Origin of the sequence: Hydrogenophaga electricum, assembly GCF_030160815.1 — a bacterium.
Taxonomy (GTDB): Bacteria; Pseudomonadota; Gammaproteobacteria; order Burkholderiales; family Burkholderiaceae_C; genus Hydrogenophaga; species Hydrogenophaga electricum.
Genome location: NZ_BSPB01000002.1, coordinates 69,305 through 95,327, shown reverse-complemented (window position 1 = coordinate 95,327; position 26,023 = coordinate 69,305). Strand labels below are relative to the sequence as shown.

The 26,023-nt window shown below is 65.5% G+C and carries 20 protein-coding genes; 3 read left to right on the top strand and 17 right to left on the bottom strand.

Annotation, left to right across the window (positions count from 1 at the left end; genetic code table 11):
- Positions 1-63: 63 nt before the first annotated feature.
- The 3 genes from lpdA to aceE are packed head-to-tail and all read right to left on the bottom strand — an operon-like array spanning position 64 to position 6,250.
- Positions 64-1,875, bottom strand: a complete 1,812-nt coding sequence (lpdA, locus tag QQK43_RS01750; RefSeq protein WP_284306384.1) for a dihydrolipoyl dehydrogenase — start codon at positions 1,873-1,875, stop codon at positions 64-66.
- Positions 1,876-1,891: 16 nt separating this feature from the next.
- Entirely contained in the window at positions 1,892-3,529 is a 1,638-nt protein-coding gene (gene aceF, locus QQK43_RS01745; protein ID WP_284306382.1) for a dihydrolipoyllysine-residue acetyltransferase, read from the bottom strand.
- An 18-nt stretch (positions 3,530-3,547) separates the two neighbouring features.
- On the bottom strand, positions 3,548-6,250 hold the full coding sequence (aceE, locus tag QQK43_RS01740; protein WP_284306380.1) for a pyruvate dehydrogenase (acetyl-transferring), homodimeric type: 2,703 nt from the start codon (positions 6,248-6,250) through the stop codon (positions 3,548-3,550).
- A gap of 172 nt (positions 6,251-6,422) precedes the next feature.
- Between aceE and QQK43_RS01735 the strand changes: the two genes are divergently transcribed.
- The 3 genes from QQK43_RS01735 (at position 6,423) to folD (ending at position 10,539) form a co-directional block, all read left to right on the top strand.
- Positions 6,423-8,981 (top strand): PAS domain-containing sensor histidine kinase, encoded by a 2,559-nt coding sequence (locus QQK43_RS01735; RefSeq protein ID WP_370465194.1) that lies wholly within the window; start codon positions 6,423-6,425, stop codon positions 8,979-8,981.
- Entirely contained in the window at positions 8,978-9,604 is a 627-nt protein-coding gene (locus QQK43_RS01730; RefSeq protein ID WP_284306379.1) for a response regulator transcription factor, read from the top strand. The genes QQK43_RS01735 and QQK43_RS01730 overlap by 4 nt, the downstream gene beginning before the upstream one ends.
- 71 nt (positions 9,605-9,675) lie before the next feature.
- Entirely contained in the window at positions 9,676-10,539 is an 864-nt protein-coding gene (folD, locus tag QQK43_RS01725) for a bifunctional methylenetetrahydrofolate dehydrogenase/methenyltetrahydrofolate cyclohydrolase FolD (RefSeq protein ID WP_284306378.1), read from the top strand.
- Between the two features lie 27 nt (positions 10,540-10,566).
- Here folD and QQK43_RS01720 read toward each other — a convergent pair whose 3' ends face one another.
- The 14 genes from QQK43_RS01720 to bamA all read right to left on the bottom strand — a co-directional run bounded on the left by QQK43_RS01720 (position 10,567) and on the right by bamA (position 26,011).
- Positions 10,567-11,040 carry a DUF4149 domain-containing protein gene (locus QQK43_RS01720; protein WP_234264719.1) on the bottom strand — a complete coding sequence of 158 codons (474 nt, stop codon included), beginning with the start codon at positions 11,038-11,040 and terminating at the stop codon, positions 10,567-10,569.
- Between the two features lie 8 nt (positions 11,041-11,048).
- Positions 11,049-11,525 (bottom strand): transcription elongation factor GreA, encoded by a 477-nt coding sequence (gene greA, locus QQK43_RS01715; protein ID WP_234264720.1) that lies wholly within the window; start codon positions 11,523-11,525, stop codon positions 11,049-11,051.
- Between the two features lie 131 nt (positions 11,526-11,656).
- On the bottom strand, positions 11,657-12,385 hold the full coding sequence (locus QQK43_RS01710) for an alpha/beta fold hydrolase (RefSeq protein WP_284306377.1): 729 nt from the start codon (positions 12,383-12,385) through the stop codon (positions 11,657-11,659).
- A gap of 136 nt (positions 12,386-12,521) precedes the next feature.
- Positions 12,522-13,502, bottom strand: coding sequence for a helix-turn-helix domain-containing protein (locus QQK43_RS01705; protein WP_234264722.1), 981 nt, complete (start codon positions 13,500-13,502; stop codon positions 12,522-12,524).
- Positions 13,503-13,649: 147 nt separating this feature from the next.
- Positions 13,650-16,928: a carbamoyl-phosphate synthase large subunit gene (gene carB, locus QQK43_RS01700; protein WP_284306376.1), complete on the bottom strand. Its 3,279-nt coding sequence runs from the start codon at positions 16,926-16,928 to the stop codon at positions 13,650-13,652.
- Complete coding sequence (gene carA, locus QQK43_RS01695; RefSeq protein WP_234264724.1) at positions 16,928-18,091, bottom strand: glutamine-hydrolyzing carbamoyl-phosphate synthase small subunit; 1,164 nt, start codon at positions 18,089-18,091, stop codon at positions 16,928-16,930. Before carA ends, carB begins: the two co-directional genes overlap by 1 nt.
- 245 nt (positions 18,092-18,336) lie before the next feature.
- On the bottom strand, positions 18,337-19,113 hold the full coding sequence (locus QQK43_RS01690) for a TrmH family RNA methyltransferase (RefSeq protein WP_284306375.1): 777 nt from the start codon (positions 19,111-19,113) through the stop codon (positions 18,337-18,339).
- A complete protein-coding gene (gene rnhB / locus QQK43_RS01685; protein ID WP_284306374.1) occupies positions 19,110-19,763 on the bottom strand; it encodes a ribonuclease HII in 654 nt (217 codons plus the stop codon). The genes QQK43_RS01690 and rnhB overlap by 4 nt, the downstream gene beginning before the upstream one ends.
- Positions 19,735-20,883, bottom strand: coding sequence for a lipid-A-disaccharide synthase (lpxB, locus tag QQK43_RS01680; protein WP_284306373.1), 1,149 nt, complete (start codon positions 20,881-20,883; stop codon positions 19,735-19,737). Before lpxB ends, rnhB begins: the two co-directional genes overlap by 29 nt.
- A 4-nt stretch (positions 20,884-20,887) precedes the next feature.
- Complete coding sequence (gene lpxA / locus QQK43_RS01675) at positions 20,888-21,682, bottom strand: acyl-ACP--UDP-N-acetylglucosamine O-acyltransferase (RefSeq protein ID WP_284306372.1); 795 nt, start codon at positions 21,680-21,682, stop codon at positions 20,888-20,890.
- Between the two features lie 20 nt (positions 21,683-21,702).
- Positions 21,703-22,143 (bottom strand): 3-hydroxyacyl-ACP dehydratase FabZ, encoded by a 441-nt coding sequence (fabZ, locus tag QQK43_RS01670; RefSeq protein ID WP_234264729.1) that lies wholly within the window; start codon positions 22,141-22,143, stop codon positions 21,703-21,705.
- Positions 22,140-23,192 (bottom strand): UDP-3-O-(3-hydroxymyristoyl)glucosamine N-acyltransferase, encoded by a 1,053-nt coding sequence (lpxD, locus tag QQK43_RS01665; protein ID WP_234264730.1) that lies wholly within the window; start codon positions 23,190-23,192, stop codon positions 22,140-22,142. Before lpxD ends, fabZ begins: the two co-directional genes overlap by 4 nt.
- A 6-nt stretch (positions 23,193-23,198) precedes the next feature.
- Positions 23,199-23,714 carry an OmpH/Skp family outer membrane protein gene (locus QQK43_RS01660; protein ID WP_370465201.1) on the bottom strand — a complete coding sequence of 172 codons (516 nt, stop codon included), beginning with the start codon at positions 23,712-23,714 and terminating at the stop codon, positions 23,199-23,201.
- Positions 23,715-23,716: 2 nt separating this feature from the next.
- A complete protein-coding gene (bamA, locus tag QQK43_RS01655; protein WP_284306371.1) occupies positions 23,717-26,011 on the bottom strand; it encodes an outer membrane protein assembly factor BamA in 2,295 nt (764 codons plus the stop codon).
- Positions 26,012-26,023 lie beyond the last annotated feature (12 nt).

Below are 26,023 nucleotides of genomic sequence, written 5' to 3'. Positions count from 1 at the left end.
CCACGAAAAAGCCCCGGACAGTTTCCCGTCCGGGGCTTTTCTTTGGGGCTTCGCGGAAGCCGCTTACTTCTTCGACGGCGGCAGATCGGTGCAAGACCCGTGCGCCACCTCCGCCGCCATGCCGATGCTCTCGCCCAGCGTGGGGTGCGGGTGGATGGTCTTGCCGATGTCCACCGCGTCGGCACCCATCTCGATGGCCAGCGCTATCTCGCCGATCATGTCGCCGGCGTGGGTGCCCACGATGCCGCCGCCCAGGATCTTGCCGTGGCCGTGGGCCTCGGGTGAATCGTCGAACAGCAGCTTGGTGAAGCCTTCGTCGCGGCCATTCGCAATCGCGCGGCCCGAAGCCGTCCAGGGGAACAGGCCCTTCTTGACCTTGATGCCCTGGGCCTTGGCCTGGTCCTCGGTCAGGCCCACCCAGGCCACTTCGGGGTCGGTGTAGGCCACGCTGGGGATCACGCGGGCGTTGAAGGCGCTGGAAGCCAGTTCCTTGTTGCCCTGCAGTTCACCGGCGATGACTTCGGCCGCCACGTGCGCCTCGTGCACCGCCTTGTGCGCCAGCATCGGCTGGCCCACGATGTCACCGATGGCGAAGATGTGCGGCACGTTGGTGCGCATCTGGATGTCGACGTTGATGAAGCCGCGGTCGGTCACCGCCACGCCGGCCTTGTCGGCGGCGATCTTCTTGCCGTTGGGCGTGCGGCCCACGGCCTGCAGCACCAGGTCGTAGGTGCCTTCGCTCTTGCTGCCGTCCAGGCCCTCGAACTGCACCTTGATGCCCTCGGGCGTCGCTTCGGCCCCGACCGTTTTGGTCTTCAACATGATGTTGTCGAAGCGGCCCTTGTTCATCTTTTCCCAGACCTTGACCAGGTCGCGGTCGGCGCCCTGCATCAGGCCGTCCATCATCTCCACCACGTCCAGGCGCGCGCCCAACGTGCTGTAGACCGTGCCCATTTCCAGGCCGATGATGCCGCCGCCGACGATGAGCATCTTCTTGGGCACGCCCTGCAGGGCCAGCGCGCCGGTGGAGTCCACCACGCGCGGGTCGTTGGGCATGAAGGGCAGGCGCACCGCCTGCGAACCCGCGGCGATGATGCACTTCTTGAACGCCACGACCTTCTTGGTGCCGGTCTTTTCCTGGCCTGTGCCACCGGTCTCTTCCACCTCGACGTGGTTGGGGCCGACAAAGGCGCCCAGGCCGCGCACGGTGGTGACCTTGCGCATCTTGGCCATGGCCGCCAGGCCGCCGGTCAGCTTGCCGATGACCTTTTCCTTGTGGGCGCGCAGCTTGTCCACGCTGACCGTGGGTTGGCCGAACTCGACGCCCAGGTCGCCCAGGTGCGCCACCTCGTCCATCACCGCCGCCACGTGCAGCAAGGCCTTGGAGGGGATGCAGCCCACGTTCAGGCAGACACCGCCCAGCGTGGCGTAACGCTCGACCAGCACCACCTTCAGCCCCAGGTCGGCGGCCCGGAAAGCGGCCGAGTAGCCGCCGGGACCGGCGCCCAGCACCAGCACGTCGCAGTCGATGTCGGCCGAGCCGCCAAAGCTGGCGGCCGTGTGAGCCACAACCGGTGCGGCCACCGGAGCGTCTGCGGGCGCTGCGACCGGAGCGGGCGCGGGAGCCGCCGCAGCGCCCTCTGCGTCCAGCACCAGCACGACCGAGCCCTGCTTGACCTTGTCGCCCAGAGCGACCTTGAGCTCCTTGACCACGCCGGCGTGCGACGAGGGAATCTCCATCGAGGCCTTGTCAGACTCGACGGTGATGAGGCTCTGCTCGGCCTTGACGGTGTCGCCCGGTTTGACCAGCAGTTCAATGACCGCGACCTCGTCGAAGTCGCCGATGTCGGGAACCTTGATGTCCATGAGTGCCATCTGAGGATCCTTTCAATCAGAGCACGATGCGGCGGTAGTCCGCCAGCAGTTGGCCCAGGTAGGCATTGAAGCGCGCGGCCAGCGCCCCGTCGATCACGCGGTGGTCGTAAGACAGGCTCAGCGGCAGCGTCAGACGCGGCACGAACTGCTTGCCGTCCCACACCGGCTTCATCTGGCCCTTCGACAGACCCAGGATCGCCACTTCCGGCGCGTTGATGATGGGCGTGAAGTGCGTGCCACCGATACCGCCGAGCGAGCTGATGGAGAAGCAGCCGCCGGTCATGTCGGCCGGACCCAGCTTGCCATCGCGCGCCTTCTTGGCCAGCTCACCCATTTCCTGGCTGATCTGCAGGATGCCCTTCTTGTCGGCATCGCGCAGCACGGGCACCACCAGACCGTTGGGCGTGTCCGCCGCGAAGCCGATGTGGAAGTACTGCTTGTAGACCAGTTCGTCGCCATCGAGGCTGGTGTTGAACTCGGGGAATTTCTTGAGCGCCGCGACCACGGCCTTGATCACGAAGGCCAGCATGGTCACCTTGACCCCGGACTTTTCGTTTTCCTTGTTGGTCGCCACGCGGAAGGCTTCCAGCTCGGTGATGTCCGCTTCGTCGTTGTTGGTGACGTGCGGGATCATCACCCAGTTGCGCGCCAGGTTCGCGCCACTGATCTTCTTGATGCGCGAAAGCGTCTTGCGCTCGACGCTGCCGAACTTGGCGAAATCGACCTTGGGCCACGGCAACAGGTCCAGCCCGCCGCCCGAACCACCGCTGGCAGCGGGGGTCTTGGCGGCCTGCGCCTTGGTCTGCAGGCTTCCTGCCATGACCGACTTGGTGAAGGACTGGATGTCTTCGGCCGTGATGCGGCCCTTCAGGCCGGAGCCCTTGACCTCATCGAGCGGCACACCCAGTTCGCGAGCGAACTTGCGCACCGACGGCGAAGCGTGCGGCAGGCCCAGCGCCGGGGTGGCGGTGGGGTTGTGGGCCGGAGCCACCGCTGCCGGTGCGGCGACCGCAGTTGCCGGTGCGGACGCCGCAGCCGGGGCGGCCACCGGCGCAGAGGCGGCCGTTGCGGGAGCCGCGGCACTCGCAGAGCCTTCCAGAATCGCCAGCAGGTCGCCGATGTTGACCGTGTCGCCGATCTTGACCTTGAGTTCCTTGAGCACGCCCGCGTGCGAGGACGGAATTTCCATCGAGGCCTTGTCGCTCTCGACCGTGATCAGGCTCTGCTCGACCTTGATGGCATCGCCAGGCTTGACGAAAACCTCGATCACCGCCACGTCCTTGAAGTCGCCGATGTCGGGCACGCGCACCTCGACCGGGCCGGCAGCAGCCGCCACGGGTGCCGCAGCGGGAGCCGCTGCCACAGCAGGTGCCGGGGCCGGCGCAGCGGCCGCGGGAGCCGGTGCAGCCGCCTCGCCAGCGGCTTCCACCAGCAGCACGACTGAACCTTCCTTCACCTTGTCGCCCAGAGCGACCTTGAGTTCCTTGACCACACCCGCCGTGCTCGACGGAATTTCCATCGAGGCCTTGTCGCTCTCGACCGTGATCAGCGACTGTTCGGCCTTGACCGTGTCGCCCACCTTGACCAGCAGTTCAATGACCGCCACTTCGTCGAAGTCGCCGATGTCCGGGACCTTCACTTCTACCAGTGCCATGTGCTTGTCTCCGGAGGGTTATGCGTAGAGCGGATTGACCTTGTCGGTCTTGATGCCGTACTTCTTGATCGCCTCGGCCACCTTGGCCAGCGGCAGCTTGCCCTCATCGGCCAGCGCGCGCAGGGCGGCGACCACGATGTAGTGGCGGTTGATCTCGAAGTGCTCGCGCAGCTTGCTGCGGAAGTCGCTGCGGCCGAAGCCGTCGGTGCCCAGCACCTTGTAGGCGCGTCCCGCCGGGATGTAGGGGCGGATCTGCTCGGCGTAGTTCTTCATGTAGTCGGTCGACGCGACCACCGGACCGGTGTGTGCACCCAGTTGCTGCGCCACGAACGACGTGCGCTGCGCTTCGGTCGGGTGCAGCAGGTTCCAGCGTTCCACGTCCTGGCCGTCGCGCGCCAGCTCGTTGAAGCTCGGGCAGCTCCACACATCGGCCTGCACACCCCAGTCGGTGGCCAGCAGGGCCTGGGCCGCAATCGATTCGCGCAGGATGGTGCCGGAACCCAGCAGTTGCACGCGCTTGTCGCCTTCGGCGCCGGGCTTGCACAGGTACATGCCCTTGATGATCTGCTGCTCGGTACCCGGCTGCAGGCCCGGCATGGCGTAGTTCTCGTTGAGCAGCGTGATGTAGTAGAAGACGTTTTCCTGCTGCTCGACCATGCGCTTGAGGCCGTGGTGCATGATCACCGCCACTTCGTGCGCGAAGGTCGGGTCGTAGCTCACGCAGTTGGGGATGGTGCCCGCCAGGATGTGGCTGTGGCCGTCTTCGTGCTGCAGGCCTTCGCCGTTGAGCGTGGTCCGGCCTGACGTGCCGCCCAGCAGGAACCCGCGCGCCTGCATGTCGCCGGCCGCCCAGGCCAGATCGCCGATGCGCTGGAAGCCGAACATCGAGTAGTACACGTAGAACGGGATCATGATCCGGTTGTTCGTGCTGTACGACGTGGCGGCCGCGATCCAGCTGGCCATGCCGCCGGCTTCGTTGATGCCTTCCTGCAGGATCTGGCCGGCCTTGTCTTCCTTGTAGTACATCACCTGGTCACGATCGACCGGGGTGTACAGCTGGCCCTTGGGGTTGTAGATACCGATCTGGCGGAACAGGCCTTCCATGCCGAAGGTGCGCGCCTCATCCACCAGGATAGGCACCACACGCGGGCCGATGGCCTGGTCGCGCAGCAGTTGGGTGATGAAGCGCACGTAGGCCTGCGTGGTGGATATCTCGCGGCCTTCGGCGGTCGGCTCCAGCACGGCCTTGAAAGTGTCCAGCGCGGGCACGGTGAAGTGCTCGTCGGCCTTCACGCGGCGGTGCGGCAGGTAACCACCCAGGGCCTTGCGGCGCTCGTGCAGGTACTGCATTTCCGGCGTGTCGTCGGCCGGCTTGTAGTACGGGATGCTCGGCAGTTCGCTGTCCGGAATCGGGATGTTGAAGCGATCGCGGATGTACTTGATGTCTTCGTCGCTGAGCTTCTTGGTCTGGTGAACGGTGTTCTTGCCTTCACCGGCCTTGCCCATGCCGTAGCCCTTGACCGTCTTGACCAGCAGCACGGTGGGCTGGCCCTGGTGCTCGTTGGCAGCGTGGAAGGCCGCGTAGACCTTGGCGGGTTCATGGCCACCGCGGCGCAGCTCGAAGATCTCCTCGTCGGTCATGTGCTCGACGAGCTTGAGCGTCTCGGGGTATTTGCCGAAGAAGTTCTTGCGCACGAAGGCGCCGTCGTTGGCCTTCATGGCCTGGTAGTCGCCGTCCAGCGTCTCCATCATGAGCTGCTTGAGCTTGCCGCTCTTGTCGCGCGCCAGCAGTTCGTCCCAGCCGTAGCCCCACAGCAGCTTGATCACGTTCCAGCCGCTGCCGCGGAATTCGCCCTCGAGCTCCTGCACGATCTTGCCGTTGCCGCGCACCGGGCCGTCCAGGCGCTGCAGGTTGCAGTTGATGACAAAGACCAGGTTGTCCAGGTTCTCGCGTGCGGCCAGGCCGATGGCGCCCAGCGATTCGGGCTCGTCCATCTCGCCGTCGCCGCAGAACACCCAGACCTTGCGGTTTTCGGTGTTGGCGATGCCGCGGGCGTGCAGGTATTTCAGGAAGCGGGCCTGGTAGATGGCCATCAGCGGGCCCAGGCCCATGGACACCGTGGGGAACTGCCAGAACTCCGGCATCAGCTTCGGGTGCGGGTAGCTGGACAGGCCTTTGCCGTCCACTTCCTGGCGGAAGTTGTCGAGCTGGTCGGCCGTCAGACGGCCTTCGAGGAAGGCGCGCGCGTAGATGCCGGGGGCGCTGTGGCCCTGGATGTAGAGCAGATCGCCACCATGGCCCTCACTCTCGGCGTGCCAGAAGTGGTTGAAGCCGGCGCCGAACATGCTCGCCACCGAAGCGAAGGAGCCGATGTGGCCACCAAGATCGCCGCCGTCGTCCGGGTTCAGTCGGTTGGCCCGCACCACCATGGCCATGGCGTTCCAGCGCATGTAGGCGCGCAGGCGCTTTTCGATCGCGATGTTGCCGGGGCAACGCGCTTCCTGGGTCGGCTCGATGGTGTTCACATAGCCCGTGTTGGCCGAGAACGGCAGGTCGATGCTGTTCTGGCGGGCTTCTTCCAGCAGCTGCTCAAGCAGGAAGTGGGCGCGTTCGGGGCCTTCTTTTTCAATGACGGCAGCCAGTGCCTCCATCCATTCCCGGGTTTCCTGGGCATCGATATCCCCGGCACCGAGGCCGTTCTGAGCGTCTGACGCTGACATGTCTGTCTCCTGAAAAGTGAAATCAAGCTTACGGCGGCCGATCCGCAGTGCCAAGGATTTTTCCATAGCTCTGGCGCAATTTCAATATGTGCTTTTATTTTTTACATTGAGAAATTTTTAGACCGATCGCCAAGCGCGAACAGAGGCGGCGCTCACGTAGACTCCGGGACTCATGATTCCCGTGCCCCCTTCCCAGCAGCCGCCCGTGCGCTCGATCGCCGACACCCCCTGGTGGAAGCGGTGGTGGCGCCGCCTGCCGCCTTCGCGCCAGGATCGTTTCGCCACGCTCGGGCCGCTGCTGGCGGTGCTGCTCTTCCTGTCGGCCATCGTGGTCGCCATCGCCTACCTGCGCTACGAGGAACTCGAACGCGAGCGGGAAGCCGTCACGCGCGACGTGGAGTACGCACAACAGCGCCTGCGCCTGCGCTTGCTGGAACGCCAGGAACAGCTGATGCGGCTGGCGCGAGACATTGGCGACAAGGCCATCGGTCCGACGGAATTCCAGTTTCAGGCCGAGTCGCTGGTCAGCCAGTTCCCGGAGCTGCTCGCCATCTCGTGGGTGGACAACCGGCGCAACGTGATCGCCACCTACGCCTCGCCCAGCGCCCCCACGCGCATGCTGCGCCTGCCAGGCGACACGCTGGCGCCCGACGAAACCGACGGTTCGTTCGACCTCGCGCGCGACCTGCGCCAGCCCATCTATTCGCGCCCACTTGGCGACGATCCGCGTTCGGCCTCCCTCATGCTGCAGGTGCCCCTGACCGAACAGGGGCGTTTTGCGGGCACGGTCATGGGCGAATACGTGGTCGACGGACTGCTGCGCTTCGGCATTCCGCCAGAAGTCATGGCGCGCTATGCGGTGGCCCTGGTCGACGACCGCCAGCGTGTGCTGGCGGGCAACCTGCAGTCCACCGATGCGGTGTTGCCGTTCCTTCCCTGGTCGACCCAGCCGCAGGAACACGAGGTGCCGGTCTCCCCCATCGGCAACAGCCTGGTGCTCAAGGCCCAGGCCTACCGCACCTCGCTGGACACCGTGGGTTCGGGCTTTTTCTGGGTCATCGGAGCGCTCTCGGCCCTCACGGTGTGGATGCTGCTGGGCACCTGGCGCCACACCCGTCGGCGCGTGCAGGCGCAGCAGGCGCTGGTGGCCGAAACCAACTTCCGGCGGGCGATGGAAAACTCCATGCTCACCGGCATGCGGGCGCTCGACATGCAGGGCCGCATCACCTACGTCAACCCCGCGTTCTGTTCGATGACCGGCTGGACCGAAGCCGAACTGGTCGGCCGCACGGCACCCTTCCCGTACTGGCCCGAGCAGGACCAGGATCTGCTGGCCGCGCGTCTGGAAGACGAGCTCACCGGCCGCTCCATGCCCGGCGGGTTCGAGGTGCGCGTGCGCCGGCGCGATGGCAGCATCTTTGATGCGCGCATGTACGTCTCGCCGCTGATCGACCCGCGCGGCCACCAGACCGGGTGGATGACGTCGATGACGGACATCACCGAGCCCAAACGCATCCGCGAGGAGCTCTCGGCTTCCTACGAGCGCTTCACCACCGTGCTGGAGTCGCTGGACTCGGCGGTCTCGGTGGCCCCGCTGGGCAGCGACGAGATGCTGTTCGCCAACCGCCTGTACCGCCAGTGGTTTGGGCCCCGCGGCCAGGGGCACCGCCATCTGGTGGAGCTCTGTGGTTCGCAGCCGGCGCCAGCGCCCGACGATGGCGATGCGGTGGACGCGTTCGCCGGCATGCCGACCGACGCGCTGACCGATGCCGGGCCGGAAAACGCCGAAGTCTTCGTCGAAGAGCTCGACCGCTGGCTCGAAGTGCGCACCCGTTACCTGACCTGGGTCGACGGGCGCCTGGCGCAGATGGCGATCGCCAGCGACATCACGCCGCGCCGCCGGGCCGAGGAACAGGCGGCCCATCAGGCCGAACGCGCCCAGACCGCGAGCCGCCTGATCACCATGGGCGAGATGGCGTCGAGCGTGGCGCACGAGCTCAACCAGCCGCTGACCGCCATCAGCAACTACTGCAACGGCATGATCTCGCGCGTCAAGGACCAGCGCATCAACCAGGACGAACTGCTGGCCGCGCTGGACAAGACCGCCCGCCAGGCCCAGCGCGCCGGACAGGTGATCCAGCGCATCCGCGCCTTCGTCAAGAAGAGCGAACCCAATCCCATGCCCTCGGACGTTGCCCAGATGGTGAGCAACGCGATCGAGCTGGCCGACATCGAACTGCGTCGCCAGCAGGTGCGGCTCACGCCCTACGTGGCCGCACGCCTGCCGCGCCTGGTGGTCGACCCGATCCTGATTGAACAGGTGCTGATCAACCTGCTCAAGAATGCGGGCGAAGCCATTCAGCACGCCGCGCGGCCGCCCGGGCAGCGCTTCATCGAATTGCGCGTGGGCCCGCGCCGGTTGGCCGAGCAGGACGTGGTCGAGTTCTCGGTGCGCGATTCCGGCAAAGGCGTGCCCGCCGACATGATCGAGCGCATCTACGAAGCGTTCTACAGCACCAAGAGCGAAGGCATGGGCATCGGGCTCAAGCTGTGCCGCAGCATCGTCGAGTCGCACCACGGCCGGATGCAGGTGGAGAACATCTACAATGGCGAAGAGGTGGCCGGCTGCTGCTTCAGCTTCTGGATTCCCGTCCACGCCAAGCTGCGGATCGAGGGTCCGTCCACCGGGGCCCAGGCCGCGTCCTTGTCGGATACAGAAAGAGCGAGATGAGTTTGATCCCCAAGAAAGGCACCGTCTATGTGGTCGATGACGACGAGGCCGTGCGAGACACCCTGCAATGGCTGCTGGAAGGCAAGGATTACCGGGTCCGCTGCTTCGAGTCGGCCGAGGCATTCCTGAGCCGCTATGACGCCCGCGAAGTCGCCTGCCTGATTGCCGATATCCGCATGGGCGGCATGACCGGCATGGAACTGCAAGACCGCCTGCTGGAGCGCCAGTCGCCCTTGCCCGTCGTCTTCATCACCGGCCACGGCGATGTGCCCATGGCCGTGGAGACGATGAAGAAAGGCGCGCTCGACTTCATCCAGAAACCGTTCAAGGAAGACCAGCTCGTGGCGCTGGTCGAGCGCATGCTGGAGAAAGCGAAGGACGCCTTCGCCACCCACCAGCAGGCCGCCAGCCGCGACGCGCTGCTGTCCAAGCTCACAGGCCGCGAATCGCAGGTGCTGGAACGCATCGTGGCCGGCCGCCTGAACAAGCAGATTGCCGACGACCTGGGCATCAGCATCAAGACGGTGGAAGCACACCGCGCCAACATCATGGAAAAGCTCGGTGCCAACACCGTGGCCGACCTGCTCAAGATTGCGCTGGGGCAAACGCCGGCCAAGGCCTGAGACCCCCACGCCCCCTGTTCAACGCCCGCCCCTGCGGGCGTTTTCACTTTCCAGCAAACCCGACCCACGCCATGACCGCCCAACTCATCGACGGCAACGCCCTTTCCCAACAACTGCGCGCCGAGGTGGCCACGCGCGTGACCGCCCTCAAGGCCCGCGGCATCACCCCCGGGCTGGCCGTGATTCTGGTCGGCGACAACCCGGCCAGCCAGGTCTATGTGCGCAACAAGGTCAAGGCCTGCGAAGCCACGGGCATGCATTCGGTGCTGGAAGCCTGGCCCGCCACACTGAGCGAGGCCGAGCTGCTGGCCCGCGTCGACGCGATGAATCGCGACCCCAGCATCCACGGCATCCTGGTGCAACTGCCGCTGCCGGCGCACATGAACGCCCAGCGCGTGATCGAAGCCATCTCGCCCGAAAAGGACGTGGACGGTTTCCACATCGCCAGTGCCGGCGCACTCATGACCGGCCTGCCCGGCTTCTGGCCCTGCACGCCCTATGGCTGCATGAAGATGCTGGCGAGCATCGGCTACGACCTCAAGGGCAAGCACGCGGTCGTGATCGGCCGCAGCAACATCGTGGGCAAGCCCATGGCCATGATGCTGCTGCAGCAAAACGCCACGGTGACCATCTGCCACAGCGGCACCCAGAACCTCAAGGCCATGACACTGCAGGCCGATGTGATCGTCGCCGCCGTGGGCAAGCGCAATGTGCTCACGGCCGACATGGTCAAACCCGGTGCCGTGGTGCTGGACGTGGGCATGAACCGCAACGACGAGGGCAAGCTCTGCGGCGACGTGGACTTTGCAGGGGTCAAGGAAGTGGCGGGCTACATCACGCCCGTGCCGGGCGGCGTCGGCCCCATGACCATCACGATGTTGATGGTCAACACGCTGGAGTCGGCCGAGCGCGGACTCGACGCCCTGCCCCGCTGACCCGGGCTCCCGCCCGTTTCAGGCCCTTCAGGCGGCCTGGGCAGCGGGCCGCGACAGGCGCCAGAGAACGGCCCCGGCACACAGCCACTGACCGAGCACCAGCACCGTGCCCAGGCCGTGCCAGACACGCAGGTTGCCACCACTGGCGCGGGCGGTCACGATCTTCGGGGCCACCCCGAACTCCTGCACCATGGCGAGCAGCATGCCCGCCAGCACCAGCCCCATCGTGGCGATGATCGCCTGCAAGGCCTGCACCTGTTTCGGGTCGAGAACATCTCCTGCATCGGACTGCACACGGCCGCGTTCGCGGCGCAGCAGCACCAGCAGCAACACACCGATCACGAGGCCGGCCTGGCACTGCAGCGAAAACAGATGCGCCGCCACCGGGCCCGCCAACGCCGGGCTGCCCAGCTTGGCGAACAGCGTGGGCACCGCCACAAAGCTCAGTGCAGAGATGCCCCCCCACCAGAGCGCGGCCAGCAACACGGGCAGGCGGGCCATGGCCGTGCTCACGCGTAACGCACGGCCACGATCTCGTAGCGGCGCACGCCACCAGGGGCCTGCACCTCGGCCGTGTCGCCCTCTTCCTTGCCGATCAGCGCGCGCGCGATCGGGCTGCTGATATTGATCAGGCCCTGCTTGAGGTCGGCCTCGTCTTCGCCCACGATCTGGTAGGTCACGGTCGTGCCGCTGTCCTCGTCCTCCAGATCGACCGTGGCACCGAACACCACACGCCCGCCGGCGTCGACAGCGGTGGGATCGATCACCTGCGCAGCCGACAGCTTGCCTTCAATTTCAGCGATGCGGCCTTCGATGAAACCCTGGCGTTCTTTCGCCGCGTCGTAGTCGGCGTTTTCGCTCAGGTCGCCCTGGGCGCGCGCTTCGGCAATCGCCTGGATCACCGCCGGACGCTCCACGGTCTTGAGCTTGTGCAGCTCGGTCTTGAGCATCTCGGCGCCGCGCCGGGTGATGGGAAAGGTGGCCATGGCTCTGGTCTCCTGATTCTGGGTGCCCGCAGCCGGGCATACGACAAAAAGCAAACCGCCGATCGTTTCCGGTCGGCGGCCATTGAAATGAAATTATGCCCTGAAACGCGGACCGGACTGAGCCCGGCGCGTCAGTCGCGCCCAGCCCGTTCGATGGCGTCGGCCAGGCGCTCCGGGTCGGTGAAACACAGCTCGTGGCTGCCCGCACATTCGACCAACCGGAACAGACCCAGGCGCTCCGACAACCGCGGGTGCCAGGGCAGGCTGTGCGGCAGGGCCGTGTCCTGCTGGCAGTTGATGTAGCTCTTGCCCAGGTTCATGGCGGCCAGGGGTGTCGACAGGCGTGCCTTGTCGACGAAAGTCTTGTTGGGGTGCGGGTTGAGCCAGCCGTAGGTTTTTTCGGCCAACGCCGCGTCGGCATCGTTGATGAAGGCCTCGCGCCAGATCGGGTACGGCAGCATCACTGCGCCGTCATTCGCCGCTGCGATGCCATCGAAAAGGGCCACATAGTGCGGCGGCACCAGGTCGTTGAGGCTCTCACCATCCAAGGGCACAAAGGCGTTCCAGTACACCAGGCGCCGAATGCGGCTCGGCACCTGATCGGCCACCTGGCTGATGACCATGCCGCCGTAGCTGTGTCCCATCAGGCGGACGTCTTTCAGGTCCTGGGTTTCCAGGTAATCCACCAGCGAAGCCACCGCGTCGGTCAGGCCCGTGGTTCGGCGATCGTCGCCCGGCCGGTTACCGGCCAGCGTGGGACAGTGCACGGTGTGGCCGCGGTCGCGCAGATGCCGGGCCACCGGCTCCATCAGCTCGCCGGTGTGCCAGGCACCGTGAACAAGAACATAGGTATCGGCCATGAGAGTCTCCTCAATGGGGGTTGACAAGACGGCGGCAAAGCGCCGCACGCCCCGTCAATCTAGGCAGTCGCTGCTCCCGTGGGTGGCCGATTCGTGCCGCGTGGATCGCCGGATGCTGCCAACCGGCGGCTCGCACTCAGGGTCGGCGAGCCTGCGCCCAGCGCTTCGGCGTCTCACCATGGACGCGCTGAAACTCGCGCGCGAAATGGGACGCATCGGTGTAGCCGCAGCGCCGGCCGATCTCGGCCATCGTCAGACCGGACAGGCGGGCTTGCAACAGCAAGGCGCCCGCATGCTCCATGCGCACATGGCGCCACCGCGCAGCCACCGTCTCCCCCGCGGCGGCAAAGGCCCGATGCAGGGTGCGTGGCGACACGCCCAATTCGGCAGCGAGATCGGTCACACGCCAGTCCGGCTCGCCCAGCCGCTCGCGCATGCGGGCCAGCGACCGCCGGTGCAGCAGCCCTTGCCCCACCCCGCCACCACCAGCGTGGTCCACGGGGGGCGGCTCCAGCGCGGCTGCCAACAAGGCGCCGAACTGTTCTTCGAGCCAGGACGGCGCCATCTGCAGCGCCAGCTCGGGCGAACGCCCGAGCTGCAGACTCAGCGCCGAGAGCATCGCGCCCCAACCACGTTCCCGGTGGGCCACACGCGCTTCGCGCGTGTCGACGGTTTGCAGCCAGGTGCCGACCCAGGCGCGCGGCATCTGCACCGAAAGGCAAGTGACCGAGTGCGGAAAGTGCAGCTCGTAGGTCTGCGCCGAGTCGACCAGCACCGCATCGCCGGCACGCAACTGCACGATGCGACCGCCTTGCCGCACCTGCCAGGGCTGCTCGGTCTGGGTGATGAGATAGAAGGGCAGCGCCCGGCTGCGCGCGATGCCGACCGGGGTGCGGTAGACATCCTGGGTGGACGCTTCGACGCGATTCAGCGCCAGCTGGGTCAGCGGCAGGTGGGTCAGCCGCCCGTCAAAGCAGTCGGCCAGCCGCGACTGGCAGTCCATCTCCAGGAAGGCCTCGCAGATCGCCCCGACCCAATAATCCAGACGCTCGCGAGGGCGTGCCTGCGCGGTGGTCCATTCGCGCAGGGGAGAGGCGGCAGAAAACACGGCGGGCATGACCGCAATCTAGCGACCATGCCCGCAGGGAACAAGGGGAGAACCACCACCACCGCACGGCGTTCAGCCGATCCGGCGCCGGGCCGCCTCAAGCCGAATCAGCCCCCTCGGTGGGCAACGACCCGCGCGTGCAGCGGAGCGTGGGACTCACAGCATCGCGTGCATCTCCTGCACCGAGATCACATCGAGCTGCTCCATGGCCTTCATGCCATCCACCGCCGCCTCGGCACCCGAGATGGTGGTGAAAGTGGTCACCCGGGCCAACAGCGACGAGGTGCGGATGGCACGCGAGTCGGCGATGGCATTGCGGCGTTCTTCCACCGTGTTGATCACCAGGGCGATCTCGTTGTTCTTGATCGCGTCGACGATGTTGGGGCGGCCCTCGGTCACCTTGTTGACGGTCTGCACCGGCACACCGGCGGCCTCGATGGCCGCAGCCGTGCCGCGCGTGGCCACGATCTCGAAGCCCAGCGCGTGCAGATCGCGCGCCACCACGACCGCGCGCGGCTTGTCACCGTTCTTGACCGTCAGGAAAACCTTGCCTGAGCGCGGCAACTTGGTGCCGGCGCCGAGCTGGCTCTTGACGAAGGCTTCGCCAAAGGTCTTGCCCACACCCATCACTTCGCCGGTGGACTTCATCTCGGGACCCAGGATGGTGTCCACGCCCGGGAACTTCACGAACGGGAACACGGCTTCCTTCACGCTGAAGTACGGCGGCGTGACCTCCGTGCCGATGCCTTGCTGGTCCAGCGTCTGACCGGCCATGCAGCGCGCGGCCACCTTGGCCAGTTGGATGCCGGTGGCCTTGGAGACAAAGGGCACCGTGCGCGAGGCGCGCGGATTCACTTCGAGCACGAAGATCACGTCGGTCTTGACGCCGTTCTCTTCCTTCTCCTGGATCGCGAACTGCACGTTCATCAGGCCGACCACGTTCAGCCCTTCGGCCATGGCAGCGGTCTGGCGCTTGAGTTCATCGACCGTCGCCTTGCTCAGGTAGTACGGCGGCAGCGAGCAGGCAGAGTCACCCGAGTGCACGCCCGCTTGCTCGATGTGCTCCATCACACCACCGATGAAGACACGGCCCGAGGCGTCGCGCACCGCGTCCACGTCGCATTCGATGGCGTCGTTCAGGAAGCGGTCCAGCAGCACGGGCGAATCGTTGCTGACCTTCACCGCTTCACGCATGTAGCGCTCCAGGTCGCGCTGCTCGTGCACGATTTCCATCGCACGGCCGCCCAGCACGTAGCTGGGACGCACCACGAGGGGGTAACCCAGGGCGGCGGCCTTCTCCAGCGCATCGGCTTCGGTCCGCGCGGTGGCGTTGGGCGGCTGGCGCAGGCCCAGGTCGTGCAGCAGCTTCTGGAAGCGCTCACGGTCTTCGGCCGCGTCGATCATGTCGGGCGAGGTGCCGATGATGGGCACGCCGTTGGCCTCCAGGCCCAGCGCGAGCTTGAGCGGTGTCTGGCCGCCGTACTGCACGATCACGCCAACCGGCTTTTCCTTGTCGACGATTTCCAGCACGTCTTCCAGCGTCAGCGGCTCGAAGTACAGGCGGTCGCTGGTGTCGTAGTCGGTGGACACGGTTTCCGGGTTGCAGTTGACCATGATGGTCTCGTACCCGTCTTCGCGCATGGCCAGCGCGGCGTGCACGCAGCAGTAGTCGAACTCGATGCCCTGGCCGATGCGGTTGGGGCCACCGCCGAGCACCATGATCTTCTTCTTGTCCGTCGGCTCGGCTTCGCACTCGCCGTCACCATGACCTTCGTAGGTGGAATACAGGTAGGCGGTGTCGGTGGCGAACTCGGCGGCGCAGGTGTCCACCCGCTTGTAGACCGGGCGCACGTTCAGCGCCTTGCGGCGTTCGCGCACGGCGGTGTCGGTGGTGGCCAGCAGCTTGGCCAGGCGACGGTCGGAGAAACCCTTCTTCTTCAGACCGCGCAGCGTGTCGGCGTCCAGGCTGGCCAGCGCATCCTCGCCCTTCTGGGCGACCAGCTTGTCCATGGCCATTTCAAGTTGGATGATTTCCTCGATCTGGATCAGGAACCACTTGTCGATCTTGGTGAACTGGTGCACCTCATCGACCGACCAGCCGGCCGCGAAGGCATCGCCCACGTACCAGATGCGCTCAGGGCCGGGTTCGCCCAATTCGCGCTCCAGCGTCTCGCGGTCCTGGGTCTTTTCGTTCATGCCGTCCACGCCGACTTCCAGACCGCGCAAGGCCTTCTGGAACGACTCCTGGAAGGTGCGCCCCATGGCCATGACCTCGCCCACGGACTTCATCTGCGTCGTCAGTCGGCTGTCGGCAGCAGGGAATTTTTCGAAGGCAAAACGCGGAATCTTGGTGACCACGTAGTCGATCGAGGGCTCGAACGACGCGGGCGTGGCACCGCCCGTGATCTCGTTGCGCAGCTCATCCAGCGTGTAGCCCACGGCCAGCTTGGCCGCGACCTTGGCGATCGGAAAGCCCGTGGCCTTGGACGCCAGCGCAGACGAACGCGAGACGCGCGGGTTCATCTCGATGACGACCATGCGGCCGTCCTTCGGGTTGATGGAAAACTGAACGTTGGAGCCACCAGTGTCCACGCCGATCTCGCGCAGCACGGCGAGCGACGCGTTGCGCAGGATCTGGTATTCCTTGTCGGTCAGCGTCTGCGCCGGCGCCACGGTGATCGAGTCACCGGTGTGCACGCCCATCGGGTCCAGGTTCTCGATCGAGCAGACGATGATGCAGTTGTCCGCCTTGTCGCGCACCACCTCCATCTCGTACTCTTTCCAGCCGAGCAGCGATTCTTCGATCAGCAGCTCGTTGGTGGGCGAGGCTTCCAGACCACGCTTGCAGATGGTCTCGAACTCTTCCGGGTTGTAGGCGATGCCGCCGCCCGTGCCGCCGAGCGTGAAGCTGGGGCGGATCACGGTCGGAAAGCCCGTGGTCTTCTGCACCGCCCAGGCTTCTTCCATGCTGTGCGCGATGCCCGACTTGGCCGACCCCAGACCGATCTTGGTCATGGCGTCCTTGAACTTCAGGCGGTCTTCGGCCTTGTCGATGGCTTCGGGCGTGGCACCGATCAGCTCGACCTTGTACTTGTCGAGCACGCCGTTGCGCCACAGATCCAGCGCGCAGTTCAGCGCGGTCTGGCCGCCCATGGTCGGCAGGATGGCGAAACCGCCAGCGGTCTGCGGGCGCTCCTTGGCGATGATCTTCTCGACCGTCTGCCAGGTGATGGGCTCGATGTAGGTGACGTCGGCCGTGGCCGGGTCGGTCATGATGGTGGCGGGGTTGCTGTTGATCAGCACCACGCGGTAGCCCTCTTCGCGCAGGGCCTTGCAGGCCTGCACGCCGGAGTAGTCGAATTCGCAGGCCTGGCCGATGATGATCGGGCCGGCGCCGATGATGAGGACGGTCTGTATGTCGGTGCGCTTGGGCATTATTTGTTCTCCTGGGCCTGGGTCATCAACGCCACGAAGCGATCAAACAGGTAGCCGATGTCGTGCGGGCCCGGCGAGGCTTCCGGGTGGCCCTGGAAGCAGAAAGCGGGCTTGTCGGTGCGGGCCAGGCCCTGCAGCGTGCCGTCGAACAGGCTCACGTGCGTGGCACGCAGGTTCGCAGGCAGCGTCTTCTCGTCCACCGCGAAGCCATGATTCTGGCTGGTGATGCTCACACGGCCGCTGTCCAGATCCTTGACCGGGTGGTTGGCGCCGTGGTGGCCGAACTTCATTTTGAAAGTCTTGGCGCCCGAAGCCAGGGCCATGATCTGGTGCCCGAGGCAGATACCGAAAGTGGGCACACCCGCTTCGATGATCTCGCGCGAAGCGGCAATGGCGTAGTCGCAAGGTTCCGGATCGCCAGGGCCGTTGGAGAGGAAGACACCGTTCGGCTTGAGCTTGAACACGTCGGCCGCAGGCGTCTGGGCGGGCACCACGGTGATCTTGCAACCACGCTGAGCCAGCATGCGCAGGATGTTTTTCTTGACCCCGAAGTCGTAGGCCACGACATGGAACTTGGGGGCGATCTGCTCGCCGTAACCGAAGCCCAGTTGCCATTCGGTCTGGGTCCAACCATAGGGCTCGGCGGTGCTGACCACCTGGGCCAGGTCTTGCCCGGCCATGTTCGGCGCAGCCTGGGCCGCCGCGATGGCCTGGGCGCGGTGCGCATCGGTCAGCGCCTCGCCAGCCGGCAAGGCCAGGATGCACCCGTTCTGGGCGCCGTGCGTGCGCAGGCGGCGCGTGAGTGCGCGGGTGTCGAGATCGGCGATGGCGACCGTGCCTTCGGCCTGCAGGTATTCGGACAGGGTCTGCTCGCAACGGAAGTTGGAAGCCAGCAGGGGCAGGTCTTTGATGATCAGGCCGGCAGCATGGACGCGATGGGCCTCCACGTCTTCACGGTTGACCCCGGTGTTGCCGATGTGCGGGTACGTGAGCGTGACGATCTGCTGACAATAGCTGGGATCGGTGAGGATTTCCTGGTAGCCGGTCAGCGAGGTGTTGAACACCACTTCGCCAACCGTCTGGCCAGTTGCGCCGATGGAGATGCCTGTAAAGACCGTGCCGTCGGCGAGCGCTAGAAGGGCTTTCGGGTGGACGGGAAGCACGGTTTTCTCCAGAGATTGTGGGGCCCAACCCGACCCGCCATGGGCCTGCCTGAGGAATCCTGCTCGCGCGCAAGCCGCCCGGAAAGGCCGGAGATTCGCGACGGTCAGGGAGTCTTGGCAGGACGCCGGGGCGGGCACAAACAGAAGGGTTGCGCCGATTGCGGGTAAACCCCGGAATTATAGCCTCCGGCTGCCATCGCCCCTTGGGGAAATCCCCTGTCTCACCAGGGCAGGCAAGCTACGGGTCAGAATCCGCGGGCCGCTGCACTCGCGTGCAGGCAGATCGCAGCGGCGGCGGCCACGTTCAGCGATTCCTCACCCCCAGGCTGGATGATGCGCACCGACTGGCTGGCCTGGGCCTCCAGAGCAGGGGTGACACCCTGCCCTTCGTGCCCGAGCACCCACGCGCAGGGCCAGGGCAGCCGGGCCTGGTGCAGAAAATCCCCGCGGTGCGAACTGGTCACCAGCAGGGGAACGCCCAGCGCAGCCAGGTCATCCACTGCCAGCCCTTCCACGAGGTGCAGCGCAAAATGCGCCCCCATGCCGGCGCGAACGACCTTGGGCGACCACAACGCTGCCGTGCCCTTGAGCGCCAGCACCTGCGCAAAACCGAAAGCCGACGCGCAGCGCAGGATCGCACCGACGTTGCCTGCGTCCTGCAGGCGGTCGAGCACCACGGCCGAACGCCCCGACTGCACCCCGGTGGTCGCGGGCAGATCCCACACGAAGCCCATGCCAGCGGGCGACTCCAGCCCACTGATGCCAGCCATCAGTGCGTCGGGAACCACGTATTGGCGCTGCGCAATGTCGCGCAAGCCGGACGGCTCCGACGACCAGGCCGATTCGGCGAACACCGCCAGGGCGGGCCGGTGCCCACGTGCCAGCAGCGCCCGGCACAGGTGGTCCCCCTCCAGCCAAACCTGGCCCTGCTTGCGGTAGGCCGTGCTGTCCTGCGCCAGCAGCCGCAGGCGCTTGAGCAGCGGGTTGTCGCGCGAGGTGATCGGGGTCGGGGCAGAGCTCATTGGGTGTCACCGGGCGAAACCGCCACCCGGTGGGTGGCCAGTGCCTGCGCCACCGGCGCAAACGAGCGTCGGTGTTCGGGCAGGGGACCATGCGCCTGCAAGGCCGCCAGATGCACGACCGTGCCATAACCTTTGTGGCGGTCAAAACCGTACTCAGGGTGGCGGCCATGCAGCTCGGCCAGGAGGCGGTCCCGCGTGACCTTGGCCAGAATGGACGCCGCCGAAATGGCCGGCACCAGCGCATCGCCCGAGACGATGGCTTCGGCCAGCACGTCCAGTGCCGGCAGGCGGTTGCCGTCCACCAGCACCTTTGACGGCTTCAGGCGCAAGCCTTGCACGGCACGCTGCATCGCCAGCATGGTGGCATGCAGGATGTTGAGACGGTCGATCTCCTCCACCGATGCCTGCGCCACGCTGCAGCACAAGGCCTTGGCCCGGATCTCATCATACAAGCGCTCGCGCTGGCGGGCGGTCAGTTTCTTGGAATCGGCCAGTCCCTGGATGGGAGCCCGATCGTCCAGGATGACGGCTGCCGCCACCACCGGACCGGCCAGCGGCCCGCGCCCGGCTTCGTCCACACCCGCGACCAGACCGGGACTGTCCCAATGCAGACAGGCCTGCTCAGCCTTCAAGAACTTTTTCGATCGCATCGGCGGCCAGTCGGGCAGTGTCTCGTCGCAGGGTGTGGTGCAGTGCCTCGAAGCGGGCCTGCAAGGCCGCCATTTTCTCCGGTGCGTCGAGCCAGGCCAGGGTTTCGCGCGCCAAGGCCCCCGGTGTGGCGGCCTCCTGCAGGAGCTCAGGCACGACAAAATCGTTGCACAGAATGTTGGGCAGGCCCACCCAGGGCTGCAGGCGCTTGCCGCGCATGATCCACCACGAGAGCAGATTCATGTTGTAGGCAATCACCATGGGCCGCTTGAACAGGGCCGCCTCCAGCGTGGCGGTGCCACTGGCAATCAGGGTCACGTCGCACGCGGTCAGCACGGCGTGCGACTGGCCTTCAACAATCCGCAGTGCATCACCCAGGCCGCAGTCACGCGCCATGCCTTCGAGGCGCGCGCGCAGCGCCGGCACCGCCGGCACGAGGAACCGCAGGTGCGGGCGCACCCGGTGCATGAGGGCTGCGGCCTCGAAAAACCGGCGCCCCAGGTACTGCACTTCCGAGGCACGGCTCCCGGGGAGGATGGCGACCACCGTCTCATCTGCGCCCAGACCCAGGTGCTCACGCGCGGCAGCGCGGTCGGGCTGGAGCGGAATCACGTTCGCCAACGGATGACCGACATAGGTGGCGGCAATGCCCTGCTGGGCCAGCAAATCCGGTTCGAACGGAAAGATGCACAGCACATGATCGGCACTGCGGCGGATTTTTTCGATGCGCTCCGGCCGCCAGGCCCAGATCGAGGGACAGACGAAATGGACCGTGCGCACGCCCTCGGCCTTGAGCGCCGCCTCCAGGTCGAGGTTGAAATCGGGGGCATCGACACCGATGAACACATCGGGACGTTGCGCGGCGGTCAGCAAACGGTCGCGCAGATCGCGCCGAATGCCGACGATCTCGCGGTAATGGCGCAGCACCTCGATGTAGCCGCGGACGGCGAGCTTTTCGCTGGGCCACCAGGCGTCGAAACCGCGTTCGACCATGCGCGCACCCCCAATACCCACCGCCGACAGATCGGGCCAGCGCGCACGCAGGCCATCCAGCAGCAAGCCGGCCAGCAAGTCGCCCGAGGTTTCGCCCGCCACCAGGGCCAAGCGTCTGGAAGGATTCATGGTCTCAGCGGACGATGCCGCGCTGCGGTGTCGTGGCGGCCAGGAAGTCGAGCATCATCTGCACATCGCCCGCGCCTTCGGGAAAGCGTTGAACCAACCCCGCAATCTGCTCGCGGGCGTCGTCGAGCGTGCGCCCCTCGCGATACAAGGCCTTGTGCATGGCTTTCACGGCGCCGATGCGCTCGGCCGAAAAACCGCGCCGGCGCAAACCTTCGAAATTCATGGAGCGCGCACCTGCCGGATGGCCTTCGCTCATCACGAAAGGAGGCTGGTCCGCCAGCAGCACCGAACCCATGGCCGTCATGCCGTGGGCGCCAATGCGAACGAACTGGTGCACACAGGTATAGGCACCAAGGATCACCCAGTCGCCCACCACCACATGGCCGGCAATCTGGGCGTTGTTGGCGAAGATGGTGTGGTTACCCACCACGCAATCGTGCGCCAGGTGGGTGTAGGCCATCATCCAGTTGTCGTCACCCAGACGGGTGACACCGCCGCCTTGCACGGTCCCGATGTGGTAAGTGCTGAACTCGCGGACGGTGTTGCGGTCGCCGATCACCAACTCACAGGGCTCGCCCTGGTACTTCTTGTCCTGGTTGATCGCGCCCAGCGAAACGAACTGGAAGATGCGGTTGTCGCTACCGATGGTCGTGTGCCCCTCGATCACGCAGTGCGGCCCGACGCTGGTACCGGGCCCGATCTTCACGTCAGGCCCCACAATGCTGTAGGGACCGATGCTGACCGTGCTGTCGAGTTCGGCCGCCGGATCCACCAGCGCGGTGGGATGGATGTTGGCCATGCCTGCCCTGCCCCCGGCGTTCAGGCCACGGTGCGCATGGTGCACATGAGCTCGGCCTCGCAGGCAATCTCGTCGCCAACCCGGGCCACACCCTTGAATTTGAAAATACCGGCCTTCATGCGGTCCAGCGTCACGTCCATCACCAGCTGATCACCCGGCTCCACCGGGCGCTTGAAACGCGCCCCATCAATGCCGGCAAAGTAATAAACCGTCTTGTCGTCGGGTGTGGTGCCCAGCGTGTCGAAAGCCAGCAGGGCTGCCGTCTGCGCCATGGCTTCGAGCATGTAGACCCCCGGGAACACCGGGCGATGCGGAAAATGCCCGTTGAAGATCGGCTCGTTGATGGTCACGTTCTTGAGAGCGCGGATGCTCTTGCCCTTGTCGATGTCGAGCACCCGGTCCACCAGCAGGATCGGGTAGCGATGCGGCAGTTGCTTGAGAATCTGGTGAATGTCCATCATGGCGCGGTCTTGTTCTGGAGGGCTTGTTCAATGGCCTGCTCGGCGGCTTTCAGGCGCTCTCGCAGGCGGTTCAATTGCTTCAGGGAAGCGGCGTTCTTCTCCCAGGACGCATTGTCGTCGATGGGAAACATGCCGGTGTAGTGGCCTCGCGTGCGGATCGAGCGCGTGACCACCGAAGCGGCAGAGATGTGCACGTCATCGGCCAGACTCAGGTGTCCCAGGACCACCGCGCCACCGCCCACCGTGCAACGCTCGCCGATGGTGGCACTGCCCGCCACGCCGACGCACCCGGCCATGGCCGTGTGCGCGCCGACCCGGACGTTGTGTCCGATCTGGATCAGGTTGTCGAGCTTGACACCGTCGCCGATGACCGTATCTTCCAGGGCGCCGCGGTCGATGCAGGTGTTGGCCCCGATTTCGACGTCATTGCCGATGTGCACCGCCCCAAGCTGCTCGATCTTGATCCATTGGCCTTTGTGCGGTGCAAAACCAAAGCCATCGGCCCCGATCACCACGCCGGGGTGCAGGATGCAGCGCTCACCGATGCGGCAGCCATCACCCACCGTCACCCGCGGAGCGATGCGCGTACCCGCGCCCACCACAGTGTCATCGCCCAGCACGCTGTGGGCGCCGATGCGAGCACCCGGACCGACCACGGCACGGGCTCCGATCACGGCGAAGGGGCCGACGGACACATCCACGCCAATATGGGCTTCGGGATGGATGTGGGCTGTGGCATCCACGGCCGGTGCCACCCCTGCTTCGTGTTGCCGGCGCCACCATTGGGTCAAACGGGCGAAGTACAGATAGGGATCATCCGCGACGACACAGGCGCCCAGCGCCTGGCCTTGCGCTTCCAGCGAGGAAGGCACGATCACGGCTGAGGCCCGGCAATCGGCCAGCAGACCCGCGTAGCGCGGATGCGACACGAAGGACAGCTCCCCGACCCGCGCCGCAGCCAGCGACGCCAGCCCGGAGATCTCCCTCGACCCGTCACCAACCAGGCGGCCGCCCAGTTCGGCGACGATGCGCCCCAGGGTGATGGTCATGCGGGGTTACTTGAGGTTGCTCAAGCCGGCAAGCACCTTGTCGGTGATGTCGTGGCGCGGATGGATGTACACCGCTTCCTGAAGGATCAGGTCGTACTTTTCAGCCTCGGCCACCTGCTTGATGACCCGGTTGGCTTTTTCCAGCACTTGCTGAAGCTCTTCATTGCGTCGCAGCGACACATCTTCCTGGAACTCGCGCTGCTTGCGCTGGAAATCGCGGTCCTGATCCACCAATTGACGCTGGCGCGCCACCCGCTGGCTTTCCGGCAGCGTGGGAGCCTCACGCTCGAACTTTTCTGAAGCGGCCTTGAGCTGGCTCGCCAGACCCTGCACTTCCTTCTCGCGTTTGGCGAATTCCTGTTCGAGCTTGGTCTGTGCGGCCTTGGCCTGCGGCGCCTCGCGCAGCAAACGTTCGGTGCTGACAAAACCGACGCGGAATTCCTGGGCGTGCAAGGCACCCGCAGCCACCAGCAGCAACAGTCCGGACAGTGCTGCCCTGATCGCCAGAAAAGAGAAACGAATCTTCAAAATGATGTCCCGATCTGAAACTGGAATTTCTGGATTTGGTCGCCGTCGAACTTGCGCACCGGTCTCGCATAGGCGAAGCGCAGCGGCCCGATGGGGGAAATCCAGCTGAGGCCGACACCGACCGATGCCCGCAGTGTCGATGCATCGACCTTTTCGTTTTCGCCGTAGATGTTGCCAACGTCGAAGAAACCGAACCAGCGCAAGGTGCGGTCGTTGCCAGCCCCCGGGAACGGCGCGATGAACTCGGTGTTCAGCACCACTTTCTTGGCGCCGCCGATGCTCACACGCTCGCCCGTGTCCGAACCGATGACGTCGGACTGTGGCCCCAGCGTGCCCTGTTCAAAGCCCCGCACCGAGCCCAGCCCGCCGCCATAGAAATTGCGCAACACCGGGAAGTCGTGGTTGCCCATGCCCTTGCCCCAGCCCAGTTCGGCGTTGAAGGCCAGGGTGTAGCGCGGCGACAGCGACACATATTGCTGGAACTGATAGTTCAGCTTGGTGTACTTGCGGTCACCCCCTACCCCGATTTCGGTGTTGAAGCGCTGCAGACGCCCACGGGTCGGCACGAGGGCGCTGTCTCGGGCATCGCGAGTCCAGCCAATGGTCGCCGGAATGTAGGTGCCGCCCTGGTCGAGATAGGCAACAGGCAGTTCGTTGCCTTCCTTGACCTTCACACGCTCGGCCCCCAGGCCAAAGTAGACGGTATCGACTTCGCTGAACGGCACGCCGAAGCGGATGCCGACACCGGGTGTGGCGATCTCGTAATCGCCTCCTTGGGCATCGTAGGGCCGTGTGCTCTTGTGATAGATGTCGAGCGTGCGGGAGATACCGTCCTGGGTGAAGTACGGATCGGTGGTGCTCAGCACCAGTTGACGGTTGTATTCGCTGGTGTTGACGTCCAGGCCCAGGTAGTTACCGGTACCGAACACGTTTTCCTGCTTGATGCTCGCCAGGAACGACAGCTTGTCGGCCTGCGAGTAACCCGCACCGATGGACAGGTTGCCGGTCGGGCGCTCCACCACGTTGATCACGAGGTCGACCTGATCCGGCGTACCCACCACAGGTTGCGTGTCCACGCTGACCTCGGTGAAGAAGCCCAGACGGTCCACACGGTCACGGGACAGACGGATCCGGTCCCCGTCATACCATGCCGATTCAAACTGACGGAACTCGCGACGGATCACTTCGTCGCGCGTGCGGTTGTTGCCTTCGACCTGGATGCGACGCACATAGACGCGGCGGGACGGCTGGCCACGCAGCACCAGGTTCACTTCATTGCTGGTGCGGTTGATCTCGGGCACCGCATCCACCTGGGAGAAAGCGTAGCCGAACGCGGCATAGTAATCGTTGAAGGCCCGCACCGTCGCGGCCACGGACTCGGCGTTGTAGGCCTCGCCGGGCTTGATCGTGACCAGTGACTTGAATGCGTCTTCCTTGTCCAGGTACTGCCCTTCCAGGCGCACCCCGGAAACCACGAAGCGGTTGCCTTCGGTGACATTGATGATCAGGCTGAGCTGCTCCTTGCCCGGGTCGATTGCCACCTGGGTCGAGTCGATGCGGAAGTCGATGAAGCCGCGGCTCAGGTAGTACGAACGCAGCGATTCCAGGTCGGCATTGAGCTTGGCCCGCGAGTAGCGGTCGGACTTGGTGTACCAGCTCATCCAGCCACCGGTGTTCAGCTCGAACAGGTCGCGCAGGGTGCTGTCAGAAAACGCCTGATTGCCCACGACGCGGATTTCACCGATCTTGGCCACGTCGCCTTCGGTCACGGTGAAGCTGATGTTCACTCGGTTGCGCTCGACCGGCGTGACCGTGGTCACCACCGATGCGGCGTACATGCTGCGGCTGAGGTACTGGCGCTTGAGCTCCTGCTCGGCGCGGTCGACCAGCACCTTGTCGTAGGGGCGACCATCGGTCAGGCCCACATCGCGCAGAGCGCGGCGGATCGTCTCTTCGTCGAACTCCTTGATGCCCGAAAAGCTCACGTCCGCCACCGAAGGACGCTCTTCCACGATGACAACGAGTACGCCGCCCTCGACCTGCAAGCGAACGTCCGAGAACAGGCCCAGACCGAACAGCGAACGGATCGCTGCCGTGCCTTTGTCATCGCTGTACTGTTCGCCAACCCGGAAAGGCAGCGACGCAAATACGGTCCCCGGCTCGACCCGCTGCAGGCCCTCGACACGGATGTCTCGCAGCGTGAACGGTTCGACGGCCCATGTCTGGGTGGCCGAGGACAGGTAGAACAAGGTGCCCAGAGCCAGGACACGCAGGCTGCTCTTTCGAATCATGTGTGGAATGGT

Bases quoted from the DNA above. Each gene is read 5' to 3' on its own strand.
- QQK43_RS01705 (WP_234264722.1), bottom strand. From the start codon at position 13,502: ATGCCCGCCGTGTTTTCTGCCGCCTCTCCCCTGCGCGAATGGACCACC.
- QQK43_RS01710 (WP_284306377.1), bottom strand. From the start codon at position 12,385: ATGGCCGATACCTATGTTCTTGTTCACGGTGCCTGGCACACCGGCGAG.
- carB (WP_284306376.1), bottom strand. From the start codon at position 16,928: ATGCCCAAGCGCACCGACATACAGACCGTCCTCATCATCGGCGCCGGC.
- greA (WP_234264720.1), bottom strand. From the start codon at position 11,525: ATGGCCACCTTTCCCATCACCCGGCGCGGCGCCGAGATGCTCAAGACC.
- aceE (WP_284306380.1), bottom strand. From the start codon at position 6,250: ATGTCAGCGTCAGACGCTCAGAACGGCCTCGGTGCCGGGGATATCGAT.
- bamA (WP_284306371.1), bottom strand. From the start codon at position 26,011: ATGATTCGAAAGAGCAGCCTGCGTGTCCTGGCTCTGGGCACCTTGTTC.
- folD (WP_284306378.1), top strand. From the start codon at position 9,676: ATGACCGCCCAACTCATCGACGGCAACGCCCTTTCCCAACAACTGCGC.
- fabZ (WP_234264729.1), bottom strand. From the start codon at position 22,143: ATGATGGACATTCACCAGATTCTCAAGCAACTGCCGCATCGCTACCCG.
- QQK43_RS01690 (WP_284306375.1), bottom strand. From the start codon at position 19,113: ATGAGCTCTGCCCCGACCCCGATCACCTCGCGCGACAACCCGCTGCTC.
- lpxB (WP_284306373.1), bottom strand. From the start codon at position 20,883: ATGAATCCTTCCAGACGCTTGGCCCTGGTGGCGGGCGAAACCTCGGGC.
- QQK43_RS01720 (WP_234264719.1), bottom strand. From the start codon at position 11,040: ATGGCCCGCCTGCCCGTGTTGCTGGCCGCGCTCTGGTGGGGGGGCATC.
- aceF (WP_284306382.1), bottom strand. From the start codon at position 3,529: ATGGCACTGGTAGAAGTGAAGGTCCCGGACATCGGCGACTTCGACGAA.
- lpxD (WP_234264730.1), bottom strand. From the start codon at position 23,192: ATGACCATCACCCTGGGGCGCATCGTCGCCGAACTGGGCGGCCGCCTG.
- QQK43_RS01735 (WP_370465194.1), top strand. From the start codon at position 6,423: ATGATTCCCGTGCCCCCTTCCCAGCAGCCGCCCGTGCGCTCGATCGCC.
- QQK43_RS01730 (WP_284306379.1), top strand. From the start codon at position 8,978: ATGAGTTTGATCCCCAAGAAAGGCACCGTCTATGTGGTCGATGACGAC.
- lpxA (WP_284306372.1), bottom strand. From the start codon at position 21,682: ATGGCCAACATCCATCCCACCGCGCTGGTGGATCCGGCGGCCGAACTC.
- lpdA (WP_284306384.1), bottom strand. From the start codon at position 1,875: ATGGCACTCATGGACATCAAGGTTCCCGACATCGGCGACTTCGACGAG.
- rnhB (WP_284306374.1), bottom strand. From the start codon at position 19,763: ATGCGATCGAAAAAGTTCTTGAAGGCTGAGCAGGCCTGTCTGCATTGG.